Genomic DNA, 19232 nt, shown 5'->3' on the forward strand with positions numbered 1-19232 from the left:
AATAACAACAAACTAGTTACCAAAAAAATGAATATTTTCCTTAAGCAAATTAAAAACCAGAATGAACCTGGTTTTTAGTTTGAATTTCTATTTTTTTTCACCGGGGGTGTCATATATTTCAATGTTTGGAGCATAAGGTGAAATACCTTGTAATAAATTCTTGATAATTTCGTCAAAATTAGGTGTTGATTCTTTCGGTTGAGTTTTGGCGTTTTTTTGCATTTCTGGTTGTTTTACCGCAGGGGGTATTGGATTGTTAGATGTTTTATCGGCTTCTTCATCATCTTCATACCATGGTTCATTATGTTCTTTTTCATTATTTTTTGAAAAAATATCTAAATCACCATAAAATGCATCATCTAATGGAAAATCAAATCCATGATTGTCATCATCCTTAGTTTTGTCGTATTCTTTATATAAATTCTTGTAATAGAAGTTTTCAATTACATTCTTAATTTCTTCATTAGTTGGATCACCAAAATCAATTTCAATTTTTGGTGCTTCATTTTTTATATTATTTATAAGATTATTGTTAGTATTGATTGAATCAACTGAGTCTAGTTTAATTGCATTTTTAATTAATAGATCCTTAATTGGTTTATTTTGTTTTATTAAGTCTGTAAGAACTTTTTTTGAATGATGTTTCTTTAAATCTTCATAAACAATTTTAATATTATCGCCAAACTGTTGATTTTTATCTTCATTTGGAGTCTCTGGTTTCTTTGGTTCGGCTGGTTTTTCTGGCTTCATTGGTTCAGCTGGTTTTTCTGGTTCTTCTGGTTTAGCGGGATTTGCACATGATAGAGCCATAATTGGTGTTGCCAAAACAGGTAAAAATCCTAGAAAAAGTAATTTGCTTTTTTTCATTTTGCTCCTTATATTTAATTAAGTTTATAAAGCATATTTTATAGTATTTTTTTTTTTTTTTTGTTTTGGCATAATTTCGCGATTAATGCTCTAATTATGACCAAAATTTAGACAAAACCAAGGCATTTATGAAGGCACTTTTTACTACTTAACATTATTCTAATTTACGTCCTTGATCTAATAAAAAACATATTTACTGCAAAAATATCACTAACATAAATTTGTTTTATTTAATTCGCTATTCAATCATTAAACTAAGAAATAAAAAAATGGCAAAACAGCCATATTTTTGAACAAATTAATTTAATTTGTTTTTTTTGTTGTGGAATCAAAACCCTCTAATTTTAGTTTAAATTCGCGCAAAACTTCATTCTTTTGATTATTAAGAATTTCAACTATTTCTTCTGCACTTTTTCCTTCAGAAACTAGCCGTTTTCTTTCTGATTCAAGTAAAAAGTTAATAAATTCATTTGCAGCATTAATGCTTTCTTGAATATTGTTTGGATTAATATTATTTGCCAATCAAGGAAAATCAATTTGGCTATTTGAGGAAGGCAATGCCTCATAGTTATTCAATAAGTTAATACTACATTCCATTGCTATTCTATCAGTAAGTTCCTTAAATTTTTTTGAACCTAATTTAGTGTAAATTTGATATGGGTTTTTTTGAGCATACTGAACTAAATGAGTGCTACGACGCAATTTGTCCATAACATTAATATGGTCTTGCCATCCTGAATCAAAAACATTTAGGATAATATTTCTTTCTGATTTTACTAATGAAGTTAAACCATATTTTTCAATTATGTTTTGTCTTAAACGGTCATATTCTTTTTTTCAGATATTTGTTATATAATTTTTTAACTCTTCACGATCCATTTTTATAATTTCACCTGGTTCAAATTGATGCTGAGTTAATAGCATAAAATTACGATTTAGATATTCGGCAAAATTATCAAAATCCATTGTGTCATTTTTCTTAACAAAATAAGGATTATTAACAATTTGCTTAACAGCCACATTAAACATCTTGTATATAATTGAACCCAAATCGTCTCGTTCCAAAATTAAGTCGCGTTGTTCGTATATTAGGTCACGTTGTTGTCTAATAACGTCGTCAAAATTTAAAACACTTTTACGACTATCATAGTTAAAACCTTCAATTTTCTTTTGCGCTTTTAAAAATGCTGAACGAATTAATTCACCAGGAATAGGATTTGAACCATATTCCTTAAATATTTCCTTTCATCTATCTTGAACAGAAAATCTCAAAATTAATTGGTCATCTAACGATAAAAAGAATTTAGTATAACCTATATCCCCTTGACGGCCAGAACGACCCTTAAGTTGATTATCAATACGACGTGATTCGGCTTTTTCCGTTCCTAGAACGTATAAACCGCCATGTTCAATAGCTTCTTTTGTTGGCTTAATATCCGTTCCACGTCCTGCCATATTAGTAGCAATAGTTACAGCACTTGCTTGGCCAGCCTTTGAAATAATTTCAGCTTCGCTAGCATCCTGTTTTGCGTTTAAAACAGTATGTGGTATGCCTTCTTGTAATAAATATTCATGCAGAACCTCAGAATCTTCAACTTGTGCTGTTCCAATTAAAATAGGTTGTTTACGTTGAAAGGCTCTTTTTACTTCTTTAACAACGGCCATTCATTTAGAATGCATATCAACATAAATTTCATCTTTTTCATCTTTTCTAATAACTGGTTTATTTGTTGGAACAACATTAACACGCATATTATAGATATCAATAAATTCTTTTTCTTCTGTTTTGGCAGTACCAGTCATACCGCTAATTTTTTTAAATAATCTAAAGAAATTTTGATATGTAATAGTAGCAAGTGTCTTTGTTTCTGATTCAATCTCAACTCTTTCCTTCGCTTGAATTGCTTGCTGCAAACCTTCGGAATAGGCGCGCCCTTCCATAATACGACCAGTAAACGAATCTACGAGTTCGATCTTATCATTTCTAACAATATATTCAACGTCAAGCTTCATAACTTTATGAGCTCTTAATGAATTTTGAATTCTATGAACAAGCTCCGAATTTTCAAGATCATATAGATTTCTTAAATTAAAATATTTATTTGCTTTTTCAATTCCTTCATCAGTAAGATAAACAGATTTTGTTTCTTCGTCAATAAAGTAATCATTTTGGTTTAATGTTCTTACAAATAAATCTGCAATAGTATACATTGTACTTTCTTCATGATCACCACCGGATATAATCAATGGTGTTTTAGCTTCATCAATTAGAATAGAATCAACCTCATCCAATAAAATATAATCAAGCCCTCTTTGAACTTTTTCTTCTTTTGACATAACCATATTATCTCTTAGATAGTCAAAACCTAATTCTGAATGAACCGAATAAACAACATCACATGCATAAGCTTCTCTTTTTAAATTAGTATGCATTTGTGCTTTATTAATACCAACACTTAAACCGAGAAATTTAAAAACTTGTCCCATTTCCTCAGCATCACGTTCTGCTAAATACTCATTAACTGTCGAAACAATAACACTATTGCCACCAATAGCATTTAAATAAACGGGAGCGATAGATGTAATAGTTTTTCCCTCACCTGTTTTCATTTCTGCAACAGAACCTAAATCAAGAATAATACCACCTATCATTTGCACATCATAAGGTCTTTTGCCTAAAATTCTTTTTGTTGCTTCACGTGAAACAGCAAAAACTTCAGGTCTAATATCGTCCTGACTCTCGCCTAACCTAATTCTTTCGCGAAATTCAATTGTTTTATTTTTCAGTTCCTCATCACTTAATTTGGCAATACTTTCTTCTAATTGATTAATTTTTTTTAATGTTTGCTCTGCAATACGCATTTCAGTTGATTTGAATTTAAAAAATTTCATAATTTAATATTTTATATTAAATTTAGCAAAAAATAGACAAATTAAAACAGACCTATTATAAAGATCTGTTTTAATTAGATTTTGTATATTCTATTTTAACTCAATAATCTTAATGTGTCTTGAGTGAATATATTAGTTACACCAACAATTAAACCATAGATTATGAATCCTAGTATAACTAAACCAGCAACAACAACTGTTAAAATTCCTACAAAACTCAAAACTCTTTTTCCAACTTTTTTTGTTTTTTGTTGATCATTTATAATACTGTAATTTTTATAATCCATAGTTTATCCTTTTGTTGCATTTCCTTGTCTAGAAATAGCAGCCATAATTCTCTTTCTTAAAACAAAGTACACAATCATCATAGGCAAAATAGCTAAAATTGTAGCAGCCATTCTTACCGATAAAATTATTTGTGCTTCGCCACCATCTACTTCAACTCTACCGGTTGTAAATAATCATAAGTTAATTGGTGCATAATAACCAGCAGTTTTACCAGGTGCTGCATCTCACAATAATGCAGGTCATGTATATGAATTCCATGAAGCAAGAGCGGTCAAAATAATAACTGTTCATGTTGTGGCTTTAACCATAGGTAAAGCTACATTAAAGAAGTACTTAATTCCACTTGCCCCGTCAAGCATTGATGATTCCTTAACTGAATTTGGAATAGCTTCAAAAGCGTTTTTATACATATATGCATTAAAAATTGATGTAGCAAATGGGACAACCATTGAAATAATAATTAATGGATTTTTAGTACCGATTCAACCGGCTTTAGAAACTAACGTATATTGTAAAGACAATAAAGTAATTTCAGGAATAACTAACAATGATAATAGCATTCCGAAAAATGCATTTTTTCCTCTTCAATTTCTAAGAGATAATGCATAACCAAGTGTAGTTGCAAAGAATAATCTGACAACAACAGATAAAGCTGTAAATCCAGCTGTGAATACTAGTGCTTGTAGATAACCTTCCTGTAGTGATTGTAGGAAATTACTAAAGTAAAAACTAGTTCCCAAATTGCCGCCAAACTCTTTACCATTTGACAAGAATTTTTCATAATCAAATGGTCATCAAGCAATCTTTGAACCTGGTTGGCCATAAAACCTTGGATCAACAAGCGATTGCTCAATCATAAAGTAAAACGGAAGAACAACTAAGAAACTAAAGAATGTTAATATAGCAATTTTAAATGATCAAGAGAATATTTTGCCTCATACATTTGTTGTTGAATAAGGCTTGGACATTAATTCTTGTTTAGATTTTAAAGCTGATTTTTCTCTTTTGTATCTCAGCTTTAAGCTTGTTGATAACATTTCTTTCTCCCAATTTAGTTTTTAGTTTAAAAATTGATGATACTGATTTCTTCAATGTAAATGAAACTAAGGTACCTAGTATAAATAAGAACACTGAAGCAGCAGCGGTTCTTCCGAATTCTCCAGATTTTGTTGCTTGAAAAATGTAAAGCAATAACGTACTACCATTTTCTGTAATAGAAGCTGAGGCATCGTTATTATATAAGGCCAACGGAAAGACCTTAATACCATTAATAATTCCTATCGTAAATAAGAATGAAATTGTTTTTTGAATTGAAGGTAGGGTAATTTTAAAGAATTGAGACCCACTACTTGCGCCATCAATTGCTGACGATTTATATAAGTCAGGATTAACTGATAACATTGATGTGGTTAGAATTAACACTTGAAAGGCCAATCCTCCTCAAATTCCACGGATCAAGATCACTATAAAGGGATTTCATCTATTACCTGAACCATACAACAGTGGAAAGATAGCGCCTTCACTTGTTTTACCAAAAATAGCTGAGAATGTTAGCGAAACAGCTACAGCACCAGTCATGTATGGCAAGAAGAAAACAGTTTGTCAAAAACTACGTGCATATCTTCTAATTACCGTTGTAATAGCAGAACTTATTAATATTGATATTGAAAGCCCTATTGGTAGAGCTACAACAGCATATAGCAATGAATTAACAACTGCTACATCAAATTTAGGATCATTAAAAACCCCTGCTTTTCCTTTTGTTTGATAATAATTTGCTATTGATCATCCGAATCCTCTAAATGATGTTGGGGCACGGAATGATACAATAATAACAAGAATAAATGGAATAATAATCATAAACGCCAAGGCAATTAAGGAAGGCAACATCAATAAAAATGGTTTTCAAAATGGTGTCTTAGTATTTAATATACTTAGAGCTTCCCCTGTCTTTTTGATACGATATTTTTTTCAAAAGTAAGTGTTCATTAAACTCTTTCCTTTGTATCAACATCAAACAAATGGTACAATTCTTTTCTTTTAATACTTAATCTAACGTTTTCACCAATTTCATATTTTGTTTTAGCCGAAAGGAAAACATTAGCAATCTTATCAATTGATTTTATATAAATTTGGGCTTGGATTTCTTTTCCTAGATATTCAACTAATTTAATATCACCAGTAATAATTCCGTTTTCGTCTTCAACCAACGATTCACCGCGAAATCCTAAGTCAATAGTTGCTTTTTTGTAATTTTCAGGGGCTTTAATTAATTTTTGTCCTTCGTAATATACATATCCATCTTTAATTGGTGTTTCAAAAATAGTCATTTCAGGAACACCAAGGAATTTAGCAACAAATTCATTTTTAGGCGTTAAATAAAGTTCCATTGGAGCGCCAATTTGTTGAACTTTGGCAGTAGACATGCAAATAATTTTGTCACTAATAGACATAGCTTCTTCTTGATCGTGGGTAACAAAGACTGTTGTAATTCCAAGTTCTTGTTGAATAGAACGTATCCATTTTCTTGTAGAAACACGTAGCTTAGCATCAAGGTTTGATAATGGTTCATCCAATAGAAGAATCTTTGGTTTCTTAACAATAGCTCTAGCAATAGCAACACGTTGTTGTTGCCCCCCTGATAACTGCGTTGGTCTCTTACGTAAATTTTTAGTAATTTCAACTCTTTGAGCAACATCTAAAACATCTCTAATAATTGCTTCTTCTATTGTTAAAACATCTTTGCCTAAAATTCTAATTTCTTTTTGTAAATCATCTGGCAATAAAGCAATTAATTCATTTAATGACTTCTTTAAATTTCTTGTTTTTATATTATTGCTTTCTAAAATTGGAATAATTAAAGAACGAATAGCTTCTTTGTATACTGTTTCCGTCTCAATCTTCGTATGTTTTAAACGTTCCTTAATTTGCTTAATTTGCATTCCGATAGGATCGATCTTTTGAACAACAATTTTTTCTCTCAAAATTTGTTTTGCTTCATTGACCTTTTGAGTATATTCAAGTCTACTTTCATTATATCTTTTAACATACTCATTTTTAAGATTCTTAATCTTTTCTTTAAGATGTTGTTTAATTTCTTTTCTTTTATTAGAAAATTCAACTATAATACTCTTTTGCTTTTCAAATAAATCACCACACCCTGACTTATCTCTAACCATCATAATTTCAATTTGTTCTTTAATTTCACTTATTCTTGCAGCGCGTTCAATTTCTAAGTCATTAAGTAACTTATTTGTTTCTTCCCTAACATCTTTAATATCTTTTAAAACTTTTTTAGTTAAATTAGATAAGATAGCCGTTTTTTTAGTAACAATGAAATTATAGTTATTTACTTCATTATCAATAATATTGTTATATTGTGTTTTTAACTCAGTTAAATAATTTCTTGTTTCGCGCGGATTATCAATAGTGTGGTATAGTTTTGTTCTTGTTTCAGAAATAAGTTCTTCAGAAACACCATAGAACTTAAATATTAGTTCAAATATTTTTTGTTGAGCTAATTTTGATTTTTCAATAATTTCTTCTTTTCAGTGTTTATCATTCAATAGTGGAAATGCTATGTTATCATAAACAGTCATATGAGGGTATAAAGCGTAATTTTGGAACACTAACCCCAATTCTCTTTGTTGAGGTGAAAACTTTGTAACATCTACACCAGAGAAAAATAACTTTCCACTTGTAGGACGCAACAAGCCAGAAATGGCATTCAGAGTAGTAGTTTTACCTGAACCTGAAGGGCCTAGTAATGTAACTAACTCTCCTTTTTCAATCGCAAAAGAAGCATTATCAACAGCTAGTGATTCACCAAAGTCAATGACTAAATCCTTGACTTCGATCGCAGGAACTAATTTTTTAGCCTGATAACGTTCTTGAGAAAAACCGTGAATATGGCTTTGCGTTATTTTTTTATTTTCCTTTTTCATTTATTTTACTTCTTTCTTTGATTGTTTAGTTCCTAAAAATTCAAAAATATTATTTTGTGGATTAACAAATTTTTGTTTATTTTTTTTCTCAATATTAAATGGATACATAAATTGATATGCATCATTAATCAAATCAGAGCCATGGGCTTGATATTCTTTTGATAAATCAACTGGCAATTTAAATTTAAGGTTAAGGTCTTGACCGCCGACAGAAATATTAACACCTTCTTTAGCATAAAATCCTTTATTGTTGAAATATCCGTCATTAAAAGCCCTTGCAGCATAAGGTAATAAATAAGACAATACTGCGCTCTTTTCGGTTTTTTCATAATCATTAACAAATGTTTTAAAATCTAAAGCGTCAATTCTTGGTAATGTCCAACCATTAGCCAACATTTCGATACTAAAGTTTTTTTCAAATGAATCGCCAAAGAATACATACGCAACGTATCTACTATATGAATTATTAGACCAATTATCAGATACCAGTCTTACATTTTTACCTTGAAGAATACCCTCAACATAAGCACTATCAAGATTTGATAATTTTCTTTCACGCTCTGTTGTATCCTTAGTATTTTGCTCTAAAGTATCAATTAATGGAATTCTAATCTTAATTTTTTGTCCATTCTCAAAGGTTGTTTTTGAGGTCAGATTTTTTTTGATTGTAACTTCAATAGTATCACCATCAAATACTTGAGTTACTTGCCCCTCAACAGCCCCAAAGTTTTCTCATAATGATAAAGCGATTTTTTTAGTTGTCCCTTTTTCCACATCATCAATAATTTCAGTTTCAATAACATTATCTAATGTTTTCCCAACACTGTGATAATTGCTAGGTTCAAATAAAAAAGTAGCATTTAATTTTAAATTATCATAGTATTCTTTTGTTTTTTCATTTTGACAAGAAACGGACAATAGTGGAAAGGTAAAAATTGGTGCTAATAAAAATAATTTTATTTTTTTCATTTCTTCCCTTTTGTTAAAAAAACACAAAAATTTTGTATTTTTTTATTTTGATATTATGCAAATAATTTAAGAATTTCATTAATAAAATCTTCAAATTTAACTGGTTTTTTATTTAAAACTTTGTTAACAATAGCTCTACCAGCGGAACCAATTGATTCTCTTAGTTTATCAGAAGATGTTGAATAAACGTCTTCTGCTGGTTGATATTCATTGCTGTTTGTTTGGATTTTTTTGAAGTTTTCAAATGCAATTTTTGATGCTCTATTTAAACGTTTAATATTTTTTACATCTTGATTAATGTAATCTGCAGTTGGCGAAATATAGCTACCAAAGTAATTAAATGCATCAATTGGCTTAACATCATCATATTTAATAGCTTTACCTTTATTTGTAAAACTTATTGATGCTATTTTTTCCTTAAACAATCATTGTACAAATAATTGGGTTGCCTTATCTTCTTTTTCATTAGCATGAATCAAAACAAGTGAAGGCCCTTGAATAAATACTGATTTTTTATCTTTAGAAGCATCTTTAACCAATGGAGTACTAATTCAATCAGCATCTTCAAAATTCAATAATTTATCAGCGGTAAATACTAATTGTGAAATTAAACTCTTATCAACTAATACATATGAATTTCCATCATTAGCAAATGTTGTACCTAATGAAACTACTTTCTTTATTTCATCATCACTAAGTGCAATTTTTAGTGTACTTGCTAAAACTAGGTTTTTGTTTTCAACGCTTCCGGCTAACAAGCGATAATTATTATTTTTCTTAAATTCATTAGCTAATTTTGTCCCGACTTCATTAGATACTAATTGTTTATCATATTGGCTAACAGTAGTACCTTGTGATAATTTATTTGCATAGATATTATTTATATGTGTTCCTGATTTGAATTTTAATACAACATCATTGCCATCATTTTCGCCTTTATTTACAAGTTCATATAATTTTTCAATTTTATTTTTTTGATCCTTAATATAGTTTATTGTTTCTGTATTACCACTTATATATGTATGTGAGTATCCGGCTGTTGAACCAATGCTTATTGCCATATTATGTTTAGTTAATAAGCTTGAACCATAAGCTCCACCACCGCCAATTCAAACTGCTCCAGATTTAATACCATCAAAAATAGTTTTTGTTATTTTTTTAAATAATTCATTTTGGAATGTGCCATTTTGTTTAAACGATTCATAATCATACCCACCAGTAAGATCATGACCTGATGAAGGATTAATATATTGTTCACTTACATTACCCTTGGTAATAGCAACATTCATAACATTAACAACTGATGCTAATGAGTCAATGCCTAAAATAGGTTTATTTAAATCACTTGGATATAATTTTTTGGCAGCAATAGCAAAATTAATTAACTTATCATATTCTTGAAAAATAGAGTCATCAAGTGTTAAATTTAGTTCTAAGATACTTTTTTTAGCAGCTTCCATATCAGTAGCTTTGCTCTTTGCTCACTCAGTGTCTACGTATCGAGCATCACTCTTCGATGTTTTTTTGTAATAATCAATGTATTCTTTAACTTTTTTGGTTGAAGCATCTTCGCCCATTTTTACACCAGCATCTTCTAATTCTTTTAATAATTTACCTAAAAGAACTTTATTAACTGATTGCATTTCAGAAGATCTTGAAAATGGCACTACTCATTTTTCTTTTGATTCTAGATTACCACCAATTTCATCATTAACATGCTTAAATGCTTCAGCAATATTCAAATTTTCATAAACATCATTTGGTAAAGCCAAATTCATGTCCAACTTTGCCAATATAGATGCAGCAGTTGGGTAGTTAATCATTATATTTCAAAATTCTTTTGTTTCTTTTGCACTTAATTTAGTTTCTAAGGCATTTGTTGAATAACCATTTGGTGTAAAAACGATTTCAACAGGTAAATAACCTTTTTCAGTCTTTTTAGCTTGTTCTTCAGCTGAACCAGATTTTAATCATTTGTTAAATTCACTAACAATAGTTTTTAATCCAATACCTTGAACATTATTTTCAGAAAAACCAGTAGCAATTTTTAATTTGCCATCATAAACTTGGTCATATCTAGCACTAGAATGTGAAGGACCACATGATGCCAAAAACATAGGGACTGCAAAAAGTGATAAACCACTTAATGAGAATAAAATTTTATTACTTCTTTTCATTATTTATCCTTTCATTTTTTTACTTAAAAACAAAAAACAATAACGATCAGAAAACTAATCGTTATTGTTCAGTTGTGAAATGTGAGTTTTGATTTGTGTAATTCACAATATAAATTTTACTACTTTTTAAATTTTATTAATTTAATAAAAGCGACGGATTTTTATCAATTCATTCGATTTTAAACCCAAAAATAGTGTTTAAATTGCTAAGAAACTTATGCAAATTAATTTTAAAATATATTATTTTTTCTAGGTTTTGGCTAGTTTAACATTTTTTGAACTATATTTCTTCACAAATGTTCTTAATTTTATTAACGAATGATTTAATGATGATCTTGACTTATAAATTTTTTTATTAGCCAATAGTTCCACCAGGTTAGATAGACTACTATCAAGATTATTTTTTTTAATTTTAAAAAAAGCTAATTCCTGCTTAGTAAAAAGAAATGTTAGGTTATTTTTTTGCACAAAATCATAGTTTTCTAAAAACTGGATATTAGCATTAGCAATTCGTTGTTGATTATATATATCAAAGTTTGTAATGCGATTTATATTATTAAAATAATCTCGTTCAATTTTATATTCTTCAAGTTGATAATATGAATTAACCGTTTCAATGGCTTTCAAAAAATCACAAATATGTTCAATTTTTTTTAAATAAATTAAAAATTTATTTTCTCTTTTTAATAATTTAAATTCAAGATTATATTTATTTAGTATAGTCAAACATTGTAAAGCATTATCAAAATTATAAAACTTCAATTCAAGATGATTTGAAGAACTCTCAAAATTTGAGACTGAGCCCGATGCTAAAAAGATGCCAGAAAAATATTCACGTTCATATTTTAATTTTCCGTTATAAAAATCTACAATTTTAATAACAAATTCATTTTTTCTTTCTAAAAAATAAGGAATTGATTGTTCTACTAAAAGCTGCTTAATAAATTCAAATATTATTTTATTATTAATGATTAATTTAAAAGCATTTTCTTCTATTTTTGACGTAGCAAAAACACCACTTAACAAGTTTAATTTATCTTGTTTTTTTAATGGTCTATTTATAATTTCTTCTTTGATTGTTTGAGTAAACGTTTTATTTCCCATAAGTTTATTTTAGTTATATTATATTAATATTAACACATTTTTAAATAAATAAAATATGTCCTTTATTGTGGAACATATTTTATTTAAAATTATTTTATTTCTTTTAATTGTGGAAATAAGAGAATATCTCTAATTGAATCATTTTGAGTTAGAAGCATTACCAAACGGTCGATCCCAATTCCGCAACCACCTGTTGGCGGAAGACCATATTCTAAAGCGTTAACAAAATCTCAATCAATTTCGTTTGCTTCTTCATTACCATTTTCTCTTTCCTCAAGTTGGGACTCAAATCTTTCTAGCTGATCAATAGGATCTGAAAGCTCAGTAAACATATTAGCAAATTCTTTGGTTCCAATAAATAATTCTGCTCTTTGAGTAAAACGGTCATCATCTAATTCTTTAAATGCTAAGGGGCTAATCTCAATGGGATGACCATAAACAAATGTAGGTTGTATTAATGTTTCTTCGATATATTTCTCAAATAGTTCATTAATAACGTGACCTAACTTATAATATTTTTGCGTCTTGATTCCATGTTGTTTAGCTAATTCAAGGGCCTGAGCATCACTTAAATTACGGACATTAATTCCTATTTTTTGCGAAACAGCATCAACCATATTAATCTTTGCAAAAGGGTATTTAAATTCTATTTCATAGCCGTTAAATTTAACATTTTTAATATTTAACTTTGTGGTTAAGTGTTTAAATACGCCTTCCGTTCTTTCCATCATTCCTCACATATCTGAATATGCTTCATAAAATTCAATTGAGGTAAATTCAGGATTGTGTGTACTATCAACCCCTTCGTTACGGAAAATACGTCCAATTTCATAAACTCTTTCCAGACCACCAACAATACATTTTTTTAATGGCAATTCTGTGGCTATTCTTAAATAGAATTCACGGTTTAAAGCATTATAAAATGTTTTAAAAGGTCTAGCTGCAGCTCCACCTAATATTGGTTGCAATACAGGAGTGTCAACTTCGAGATAATCTAAATTATCAAAAAATTCACGTACACCTTTAATAATTTTGGTTCTTAAGATAAAAGTATTTTTTGATTCTTCATTAACTATTGTATCAACATAACGATGTCTACGTCTTTCTTCTGCATCAACTAAACCATGGTATTTATCAGGTAATGGCTTTAATGACTTTGTTAATAAAACAAGTTTTGAGGCTTTGATCATTAATGCTTCGGTATGGGTTTTAGAGATAAAACCCTCAACACTAATAATGTCACCTAGATCTAATTGTTTTAAAACTTCTTGAGAAAATTCATCTAATATTTTTTTATCAATATAAATTTGCATTTTACCATTGCGGTCCTGTAATACTAAAAAAGGACCACGTTGAGCGACAACCCTACCATTAAAGACAACAAATTTATTTTCAGCATCAATTGCTTCTCTTGTTTTACTTTCATACAATTTCATTATTTCTTGCGATGAAATTGTTGGTCTAATAGTTGAATTAAATGCTCTAATATTTTTTTGCGCTAAGATTGAAATTTTGTTTCTTCTTATTTGTTCTTGTTCTGAATATTTTCTTTCCATAAATTTATATAATCTTTCAAAATAATATCCTAATCGTAATAAGGAATGATGTGAATATGTGTTCTAAAAATTGCTTGTCCAGCAGCTTCATTATTATTTATAACTAATTTGAAACCAGAAGCATTAAGCTTATCTGTTTGTAATAAAGCTAATTTTCTAGCTTTTTTGACCAATTTAACCAAGTCTTCCTCTTCGATATCATATAAGTTTTGCGAAAACTCTTTTGGTACAACCAAGAAATGGCCTTTTTCTACTGGATCAATATCTAGAAAAGCAATAACATCAGCGTCCTCATAAATAATTGTTGCGGGTATTTCTCTATCAATAATTCTCTGGAATGTATCTTTTTCCATAATTTTCTTTTTTTAAATTAATCCTTCCACTTTAAATAATTCTAAAACAATTGGGTTTAGCTCTGTTAACTTAAATCCTAGATTGTCTATTATGTATTTATTAGCCTCTCTAAACAAAGTGTTTCCTTTTGAGACAACAATATAGTTAGCAATAATACTTTGTTGCGTTGCATCATTTCATGGGGTATTTTCAAAAGTAAAAATTTTCTTATCAACAATTTCATTTTTTAGATTTTTTACTTTTTTAGATAAATATAATGGTACTAATTTAATTACATATGAAGCATCAATTTTTTTATCATTAATAACATCGATAAATGTTGGATACTTATCTAGGTTATAATCATTTGCATTAGTTTGGTCTATAAATTTCTTATCCTTATATTCTAATTCAGCACTAAAATCGTAATAATGTCTCGATCCAAGTTCCTTAATACTCAATCTCATTGGTGCTCTTAGAATTTGACCACTAAAAGTTATCGAGTCTTTTAATTCAAACATAAGAGTATATTTTTTGTTTTCTAAAGTTATTTCTTTAGTAAATACTTTTTCATTATCATTTTGTCTTGTAAGGCCTTCGAATTCAATATCCTTAGCATTAAATACTTTTAAATTTTCTTCCTTATCTTGTTTAGATTTAAGCGATGCTGTGGCCTTAATTTTTGGTAACTTCTTTTCTTGAGCAAGAATTTTTGCTAATTTAAAATAGTCCTGGTCTAATACTTTTTTAGTTTTTGGATCTACAAAACCAAAAACAGGTGAAGTAAATTTTTTGGCTGTGTAAAATGAGTTTGATAAATCGCCTGTTGTTTCCGAATTAGCAACAATTCCGTTAAATGCTCTTAATGTTTTAAGTTCAAATCCTTCTGAAGCACCAGTTTTTAAAATATATTCAGGATATTTGGCAACCGGATTGTAATCATACTGTTGAGTTTTTTTAGGATTATATGATGCTAGATTGTTAAAATCGTTAAAGGTTGAAATATTTGCCTTACCAATTCTTAAATTCATATCTTTTGTATCAGTAAATGATCATCTTTGGATAAGGGGGTTTTCAAGAAGATACTTAATTAGATAAAGATTATTACTTGAAAAATCAAGGGCATCATAAATATCTTTTTTTAACAATGTAGTTGAATCTTTCTTTATTTCCTCTTCAAGACTTACTTGATATTTATCTAGGCCATTTTGATTAACGGATAGTTTTTTAAACTCATCTCTTGATTTTAATAGATAAATTTTAGAAACTAGCATTTTTTCTAACTCTAATCTAAGATTTTCCTGCAAGAACTTAGAATTCTTCATTAAAAATATAAATTCATCTTCGCTAGGAATATTTTCAGGGGCTGGATTATAGGCGCTAGTATCAATATTTAATCGAATAAAATCATGTTTTAGATTTCAAAACTTTTGAGCATCAGTATTTAGTGAAACAGAAGCATAATATTTAAATAAGTCATATAAATCTTTATGAAGCTGATTATTTTTATTTTCAATCGCAAAAGCAATTTTGTCTTTTTGATTAATATTTTTTAAATCATTAACATAAAATTTTTCAAGATATGTATCAACAACTGATAAAATCATTTGATTCTTTGATGTTTGCTGTTTTAAAAAACCTGATTGATAACCCGGGGTTTCAGCATTATTTTGTGATTTATTATTTGCACATGATACTAGTAATGGAACACCAGAAAATATTAGAGGTGATAAACTAAGCAATACTTTTGAAAGTTTTTTCATTTTTTTCCTTTCCTTATAAAAATTTTCTATTCTAAAACATATTTAACTATGATGTCAAATAAATAAGAAATAATATCTTTATTATCATGTGGTTTAATTATAAATTTATTTGTACTTGTTTCATATTCGAAATCAGCTACAAGATTATCATTAATTTGTTTCTTAATAAAATCTTTTATTTGACCATATTTTTTATTTACAATAGTTGCCTTATTTGTTTGCTCTAGTGTTGAAATATAGTTTAAAGCTCCTTTAATATCTGCATCATCAAAGTTTTTTTCTTTATCCGAATCAATAGGAGTAAATTTTTGTTGTTTTAAATATTCTTTGAATGTATCTTGTGAAAGAAGATCGTTAATTTGATATGTAGTATCTAATATATCGGCAAAAATAGTATTTAAATTGAATAATTCACTAGTAAATGTATTTTTGTAATTTGCTTTTGATTTAATTGCTAAATCTTTAACAATTAATTTTTGAACGGCTTCCACTGTATCAAACTTGTGTAAATTTTGAATTAATATTCCTTTTGGAGATACTGAAACAAAATTTTCCCCGACCTTGTAAATAGCGTTAATTTTATTGTCCTTATTACCATTCACAAATACATCTTTAAATGCATTACCAAATAATTTGTTAAATTCCTTATCTTCAAGGTTATTAATTATTTTCTCAACTTCGTTATTATACTTAGCATATTCCTCAACGTAATCAGCATTTTTTTCTTTTGAAACAGGATCTGCATTCAATGCACTCTCAAGTTTTTTCTTAAAATCTGTTTCAAGATTACTATAACCACTAAGCGATTTTAAAACCTCAATTAGCTTTTTCTTTAAATCCTTAAACAAATTATTCTTTTGAGTATATTTATAAATACCTTTATCAATTTGTGCGTCACCTAGTAAAATTGATAGTAGTCCAAAGTATGAAGATGGTTCACTTGAAGAAATTGCTTGTTTTAAATTAACAAAACCCTTTGATCCAAATTTTGAAGCATTTGCCTTATCGGCTGATAAATATTCAATTAATGTCTGGTCATTTTTTGCATGTCTTTCATCATCTGAAGTAATGTTATCATTTTTTATTAATGTGCTAAATCCTCTAAAATCATTTAATGCATCAATTGCAAGTTTTAATTTATTGTGAGTATTATCTTCCGGATATGCTGAAAACTTAAGAAGATTAATTATTTCGGCCTTTGTTACAACTCATGGTTTTTCAGCACCAGTTGTATCTTGATGAGCAGATAATGAAAATTCTGATAAAATGGCTTGTTTTCTGTCGATTCAAGGCTTGATAAATCTTTCAGGATTTCTAAATTCCTTAACAAATGATGTTGTAACAAACATCGGAATTTTGATTGAAGCTTGTGAATTTGTTTGTGACTCAATTGAATCCTCTGCTGGCAATACATAATTTTTGTTTTCATGAGCAAAAGGCAAAAATATTTTTTGGCCTTTTTTAGCTATTTCAACTTTTTTGCCATTGTATTCATAAAAAACATCTTTATTGGCTAGGATACCATTTTTTAATTCATTGTATGTTCAATCAGTATTAACTTCGGTTTTATATCTACGATAAGCATTTTTGTTGATTTCTAAATTAACTCGGTATTCCAAAGCTTGTTTCTCATTTTTTGATGATCCTCATGATGGCTTCGAAATCTCTTCTAAGAATTTTTCTTCTCATTTTTGTTCAAGGCCATATTGCTTTTGATACTGTCTTTTTAAATCATCAATTTCTTTTTGCACTTTTTCTTTAATTTTATCAATCGAATCTAGGGCAAAAGATTTTTCATCTGTTTTTGCTTTGTCGGCATTATAAACTGCTTGATATCATAAAGAAGCCTCATACTCTTTCTCATAAAGATATTTGGCAATGTTTTTTTCAATAGAATCAAAAATATTTTTGTTTTTATTTGTTAGAGTAGGATTTTTGTCTAGCTCGCCATATGTTAAAGTTTTAATAGAACCATCTGGTTGAATGATTTTAATAATTGAGCTTTTTTCATCCAATATCGGAGTTGGAGCAGGTAGGGCCTTCGAAGCTTGAACAAGTGGAATAGAAATACCAGCTGCTAAAACAGCTGAAATGGCGGTTGCTCAAAAAGTTCCTCAAATGACCTTTTTTCTCTTAGCTTTTTGTTCAGTGGTTATTTGTTTTTTAAATTTTTCTGACATATTTGCCTTTCATTCTGAATATAGTAATGTACAAATAAAAATATTCATATTTAATTAATTAAATAAGATAACAAAATTTTACCACTTTTTACATATATTTTACTAACAACAAAACCAAGTTAACACAGGCAGCTTAAGCAATATTTAGTAGAGAATTAGCAAATTAAATAAATTAAGGTAAAAATAAATTTAAATTATAATTTTAAAATATGACTAAAATTTTTAACCATAAACTTGACATCTTGAAAGAATTTATTAATATTTGTAGTAAGCATGAGCTCTGATATAGTCTTGATTTTAATAGTCTTTTAGCAGTGGTTAATAACCTGGAATATTGAAATGAAACTGATCATTATGAAGTAATGATGACTTTTGAATCATATGAAAAACTAAGACAATTATATCCTCACAAGGTAATTGATTCGGTCAAACACTCTGACTATTATTCGTTACAAAATAAATTTGTTGAAGATAGTAAAAATATATACAATGATTGCCCTTTTGTTGATATTAATTTAATCATTCCCACAACGATTAAAAAAATAAAAAAGATGTATAAATATACTAATAAAAGTAAAAGCTTTATACAATATTATGCCACTATGAATTATTCAAATATTCCTAAAATTAAAAACAAAATTATTATTTCTAAATTCCTAAAGGCTTTAAAAAAATCGATAAACTATAAGGATTTAGTAAATGATCTAAACGATGATATGTATGAAGGTTTTGTTATAACATCACCAATAATTAATCATTTTTTTCTAACAAAATGATTAACAAATACTAACTATAACATTCGTATTTTTGAAAAAGATGGACTAAAACTTCATGTTATAAATGAATATCAAAATTATTTAAGAAACATCTTTGGAAGTGATTGAAAAAACATTAAAGAAATTGCAGTTCCATATCACTTTGGCTCATGTATCGACATTATAAAAAGTGTTTCTAACAACGATGATAAATAATTAAGATTTTCTTAAATTAAAATAAAAAACCAGTTTATTACTGGCTTTTTTTCTTCAACTAATTACGCTCTTTTTTCAGCTATTCTTCTTTTTTTGGTTTGAGTAGCAACTTTTATTCTAGCAATACCAAATACAATTGCTGAAACAATTATTAATATTAGCGTAATACATATGAATACAAGTAATAC

14 protein-coding genes are annotated in these 19232 nt (G+C 28.3%); 1 reads left to right on the forward strand and 13 read right to left on the reverse strand.

Annotation, left to right across the window (positions count from 1 at the left end; translation table 4 throughout):
- Positions 1 to 87: 87 nt before the first annotated feature.
- The 13 genes from ACWXVU_RS01115 to ACWXVU_RS01175 all read right to left on the reverse strand — a co-directional run bounded on the left by ACWXVU_RS01115 (position 88) and on the right by ACWXVU_RS01175 (position 18073).
- On the reverse strand, positions 88 to 867 hold the full coding sequence (locus ACWXVU_RS01115) for a hypothetical protein (RefSeq protein WP_456011985.1): 780 nt from the start codon (positions 865 to 867) through the stop codon (positions 88 to 90).
- A 303-nt stretch (positions 868 to 1170) separates the two neighbouring features.
- On the reverse strand, positions 1171 to 3759 hold the full coding sequence (gene secA, locus ACWXVU_RS01120) for a preprotein translocase subunit SecA (RefSeq protein ID WP_456001954.1): 2589 nt from the start codon (positions 3757 to 3759) through the stop codon (positions 1171 to 1173).
- Positions 3760 to 3854: 95 nt separating this feature from the next.
- On the reverse strand, positions 3855 to 4046 hold the full coding sequence (locus tag ACWXVU_RS01125; RefSeq protein WP_438340334.1) for a hypothetical protein: 192 nt from the start codon (positions 4044 to 4046) through the stop codon (positions 3855 to 3857).
- Between the two features lie 3 nt (positions 4047 to 4049).
- On the reverse strand, positions 4050 to 5084 hold the full coding sequence (locus tag ACWXVU_RS01130) for a carbohydrate ABC transporter permease (RefSeq protein WP_455993653.1): 1035 nt from the start codon (positions 5082 to 5084) through the stop codon (positions 4050 to 4052).
- On the reverse strand, positions 5026 to 6036 hold the full coding sequence (locus ACWXVU_RS01135) for a carbohydrate ABC transporter permease (RefSeq protein WP_438340336.1): 1011 nt from the start codon (positions 6034 to 6036) through the stop codon (positions 5026 to 5028). Before ACWXVU_RS01135 ends, ACWXVU_RS01130 begins: the two co-directional genes overlap by 59 nt.
- On the reverse strand, positions 6036 to 7991 hold the full coding sequence (locus ACWXVU_RS01140) for an ATP-binding cassette domain-containing protein (protein WP_455966358.1): 1956 nt from the start codon (positions 7989 to 7991) through the stop codon (positions 6036 to 6038). The genes ACWXVU_RS01135 and ACWXVU_RS01140 overlap by 1 nt, the downstream gene beginning before the upstream one ends.
- Positions 7992 to 8960: a thermonuclease family protein gene (locus tag ACWXVU_RS01145; protein WP_455994917.1), complete on the reverse strand. Its 969-nt coding sequence runs from the start codon at positions 8958 to 8960 to the stop codon at positions 7992 to 7994. It lies immediately after the preceding gene.
- 53 nt (positions 8961 to 9013) lie between these two features.
- A complete protein-coding gene (locus ACWXVU_RS01150) occupies positions 9014 to 11137 on the reverse strand; it encodes a P68 family surface lipoprotein (protein ID WP_456011986.1) in 2124 nt (707 codons plus the stop codon).
- Between the two features lie 249 nt (positions 11138 to 11386).
- Positions 11387 to 12241 (reverse strand): DNA-binding protein WhiA, encoded by an 855-nt coding sequence (gene whiA, locus ACWXVU_RS01155; protein WP_456011987.1) that lies wholly within the window; start codon positions 12239 to 12241, stop codon positions 11387 to 11389.
- A gap of 89 nt (positions 12242 to 12330) precedes the next feature.
- Positions 12331 to 13797, reverse strand: a complete 1467-nt coding sequence (lysS, locus tag ACWXVU_RS01160; RefSeq protein WP_438340341.1) for a lysine--tRNA ligase — start codon at positions 13795 to 13797, stop codon at positions 12331 to 12333.
- A gap of 29 nt (positions 13798 to 13826) precedes the next feature.
- A complete protein-coding gene (hinT, locus tag ACWXVU_RS01165; protein WP_438340342.1) occupies positions 13827 to 14150 on the reverse strand; it encodes a histidine triad protein HinT in 324 nt (107 codons plus the stop codon).
- Between the two features lie 12 nt (positions 14151 to 14162).
- Entirely contained in the window at positions 14163 to 15893 is a 1731-nt protein-coding gene (locus ACWXVU_RS01170; protein WP_456011988.1) for a HinT-interacting membrane complex lipoprotein P60, read from the reverse strand.
- Between the two features lie 26 nt (positions 15894 to 15919).
- Positions 15920 to 18073, reverse strand: a complete 2154-nt coding sequence (locus tag ACWXVU_RS01175; RefSeq protein ID WP_456011989.1) for a HinT-interacting membrane complex protein P80 — start codon at positions 18071 to 18073, stop codon at positions 15920 to 15922.
- Positions 18074 to 18282: 209 nt separating this feature from the next.
- Between ACWXVU_RS01175 and ACWXVU_RS01180 the strand changes: the two genes are divergently transcribed.
- A complete protein-coding gene (locus ACWXVU_RS01180; RefSeq protein ID WP_456011990.1) occupies positions 18283 to 19044 on the forward strand; it encodes a hypothetical protein in 762 nt (253 codons plus the stop codon).
- The last annotated feature ends 188 nt before the right edge of the window (positions 19045 to 19232 follow it).

The sequence above is a fragment of the Mycoplasma sp. 2575 genome (genome assembly GCF_053851635.1).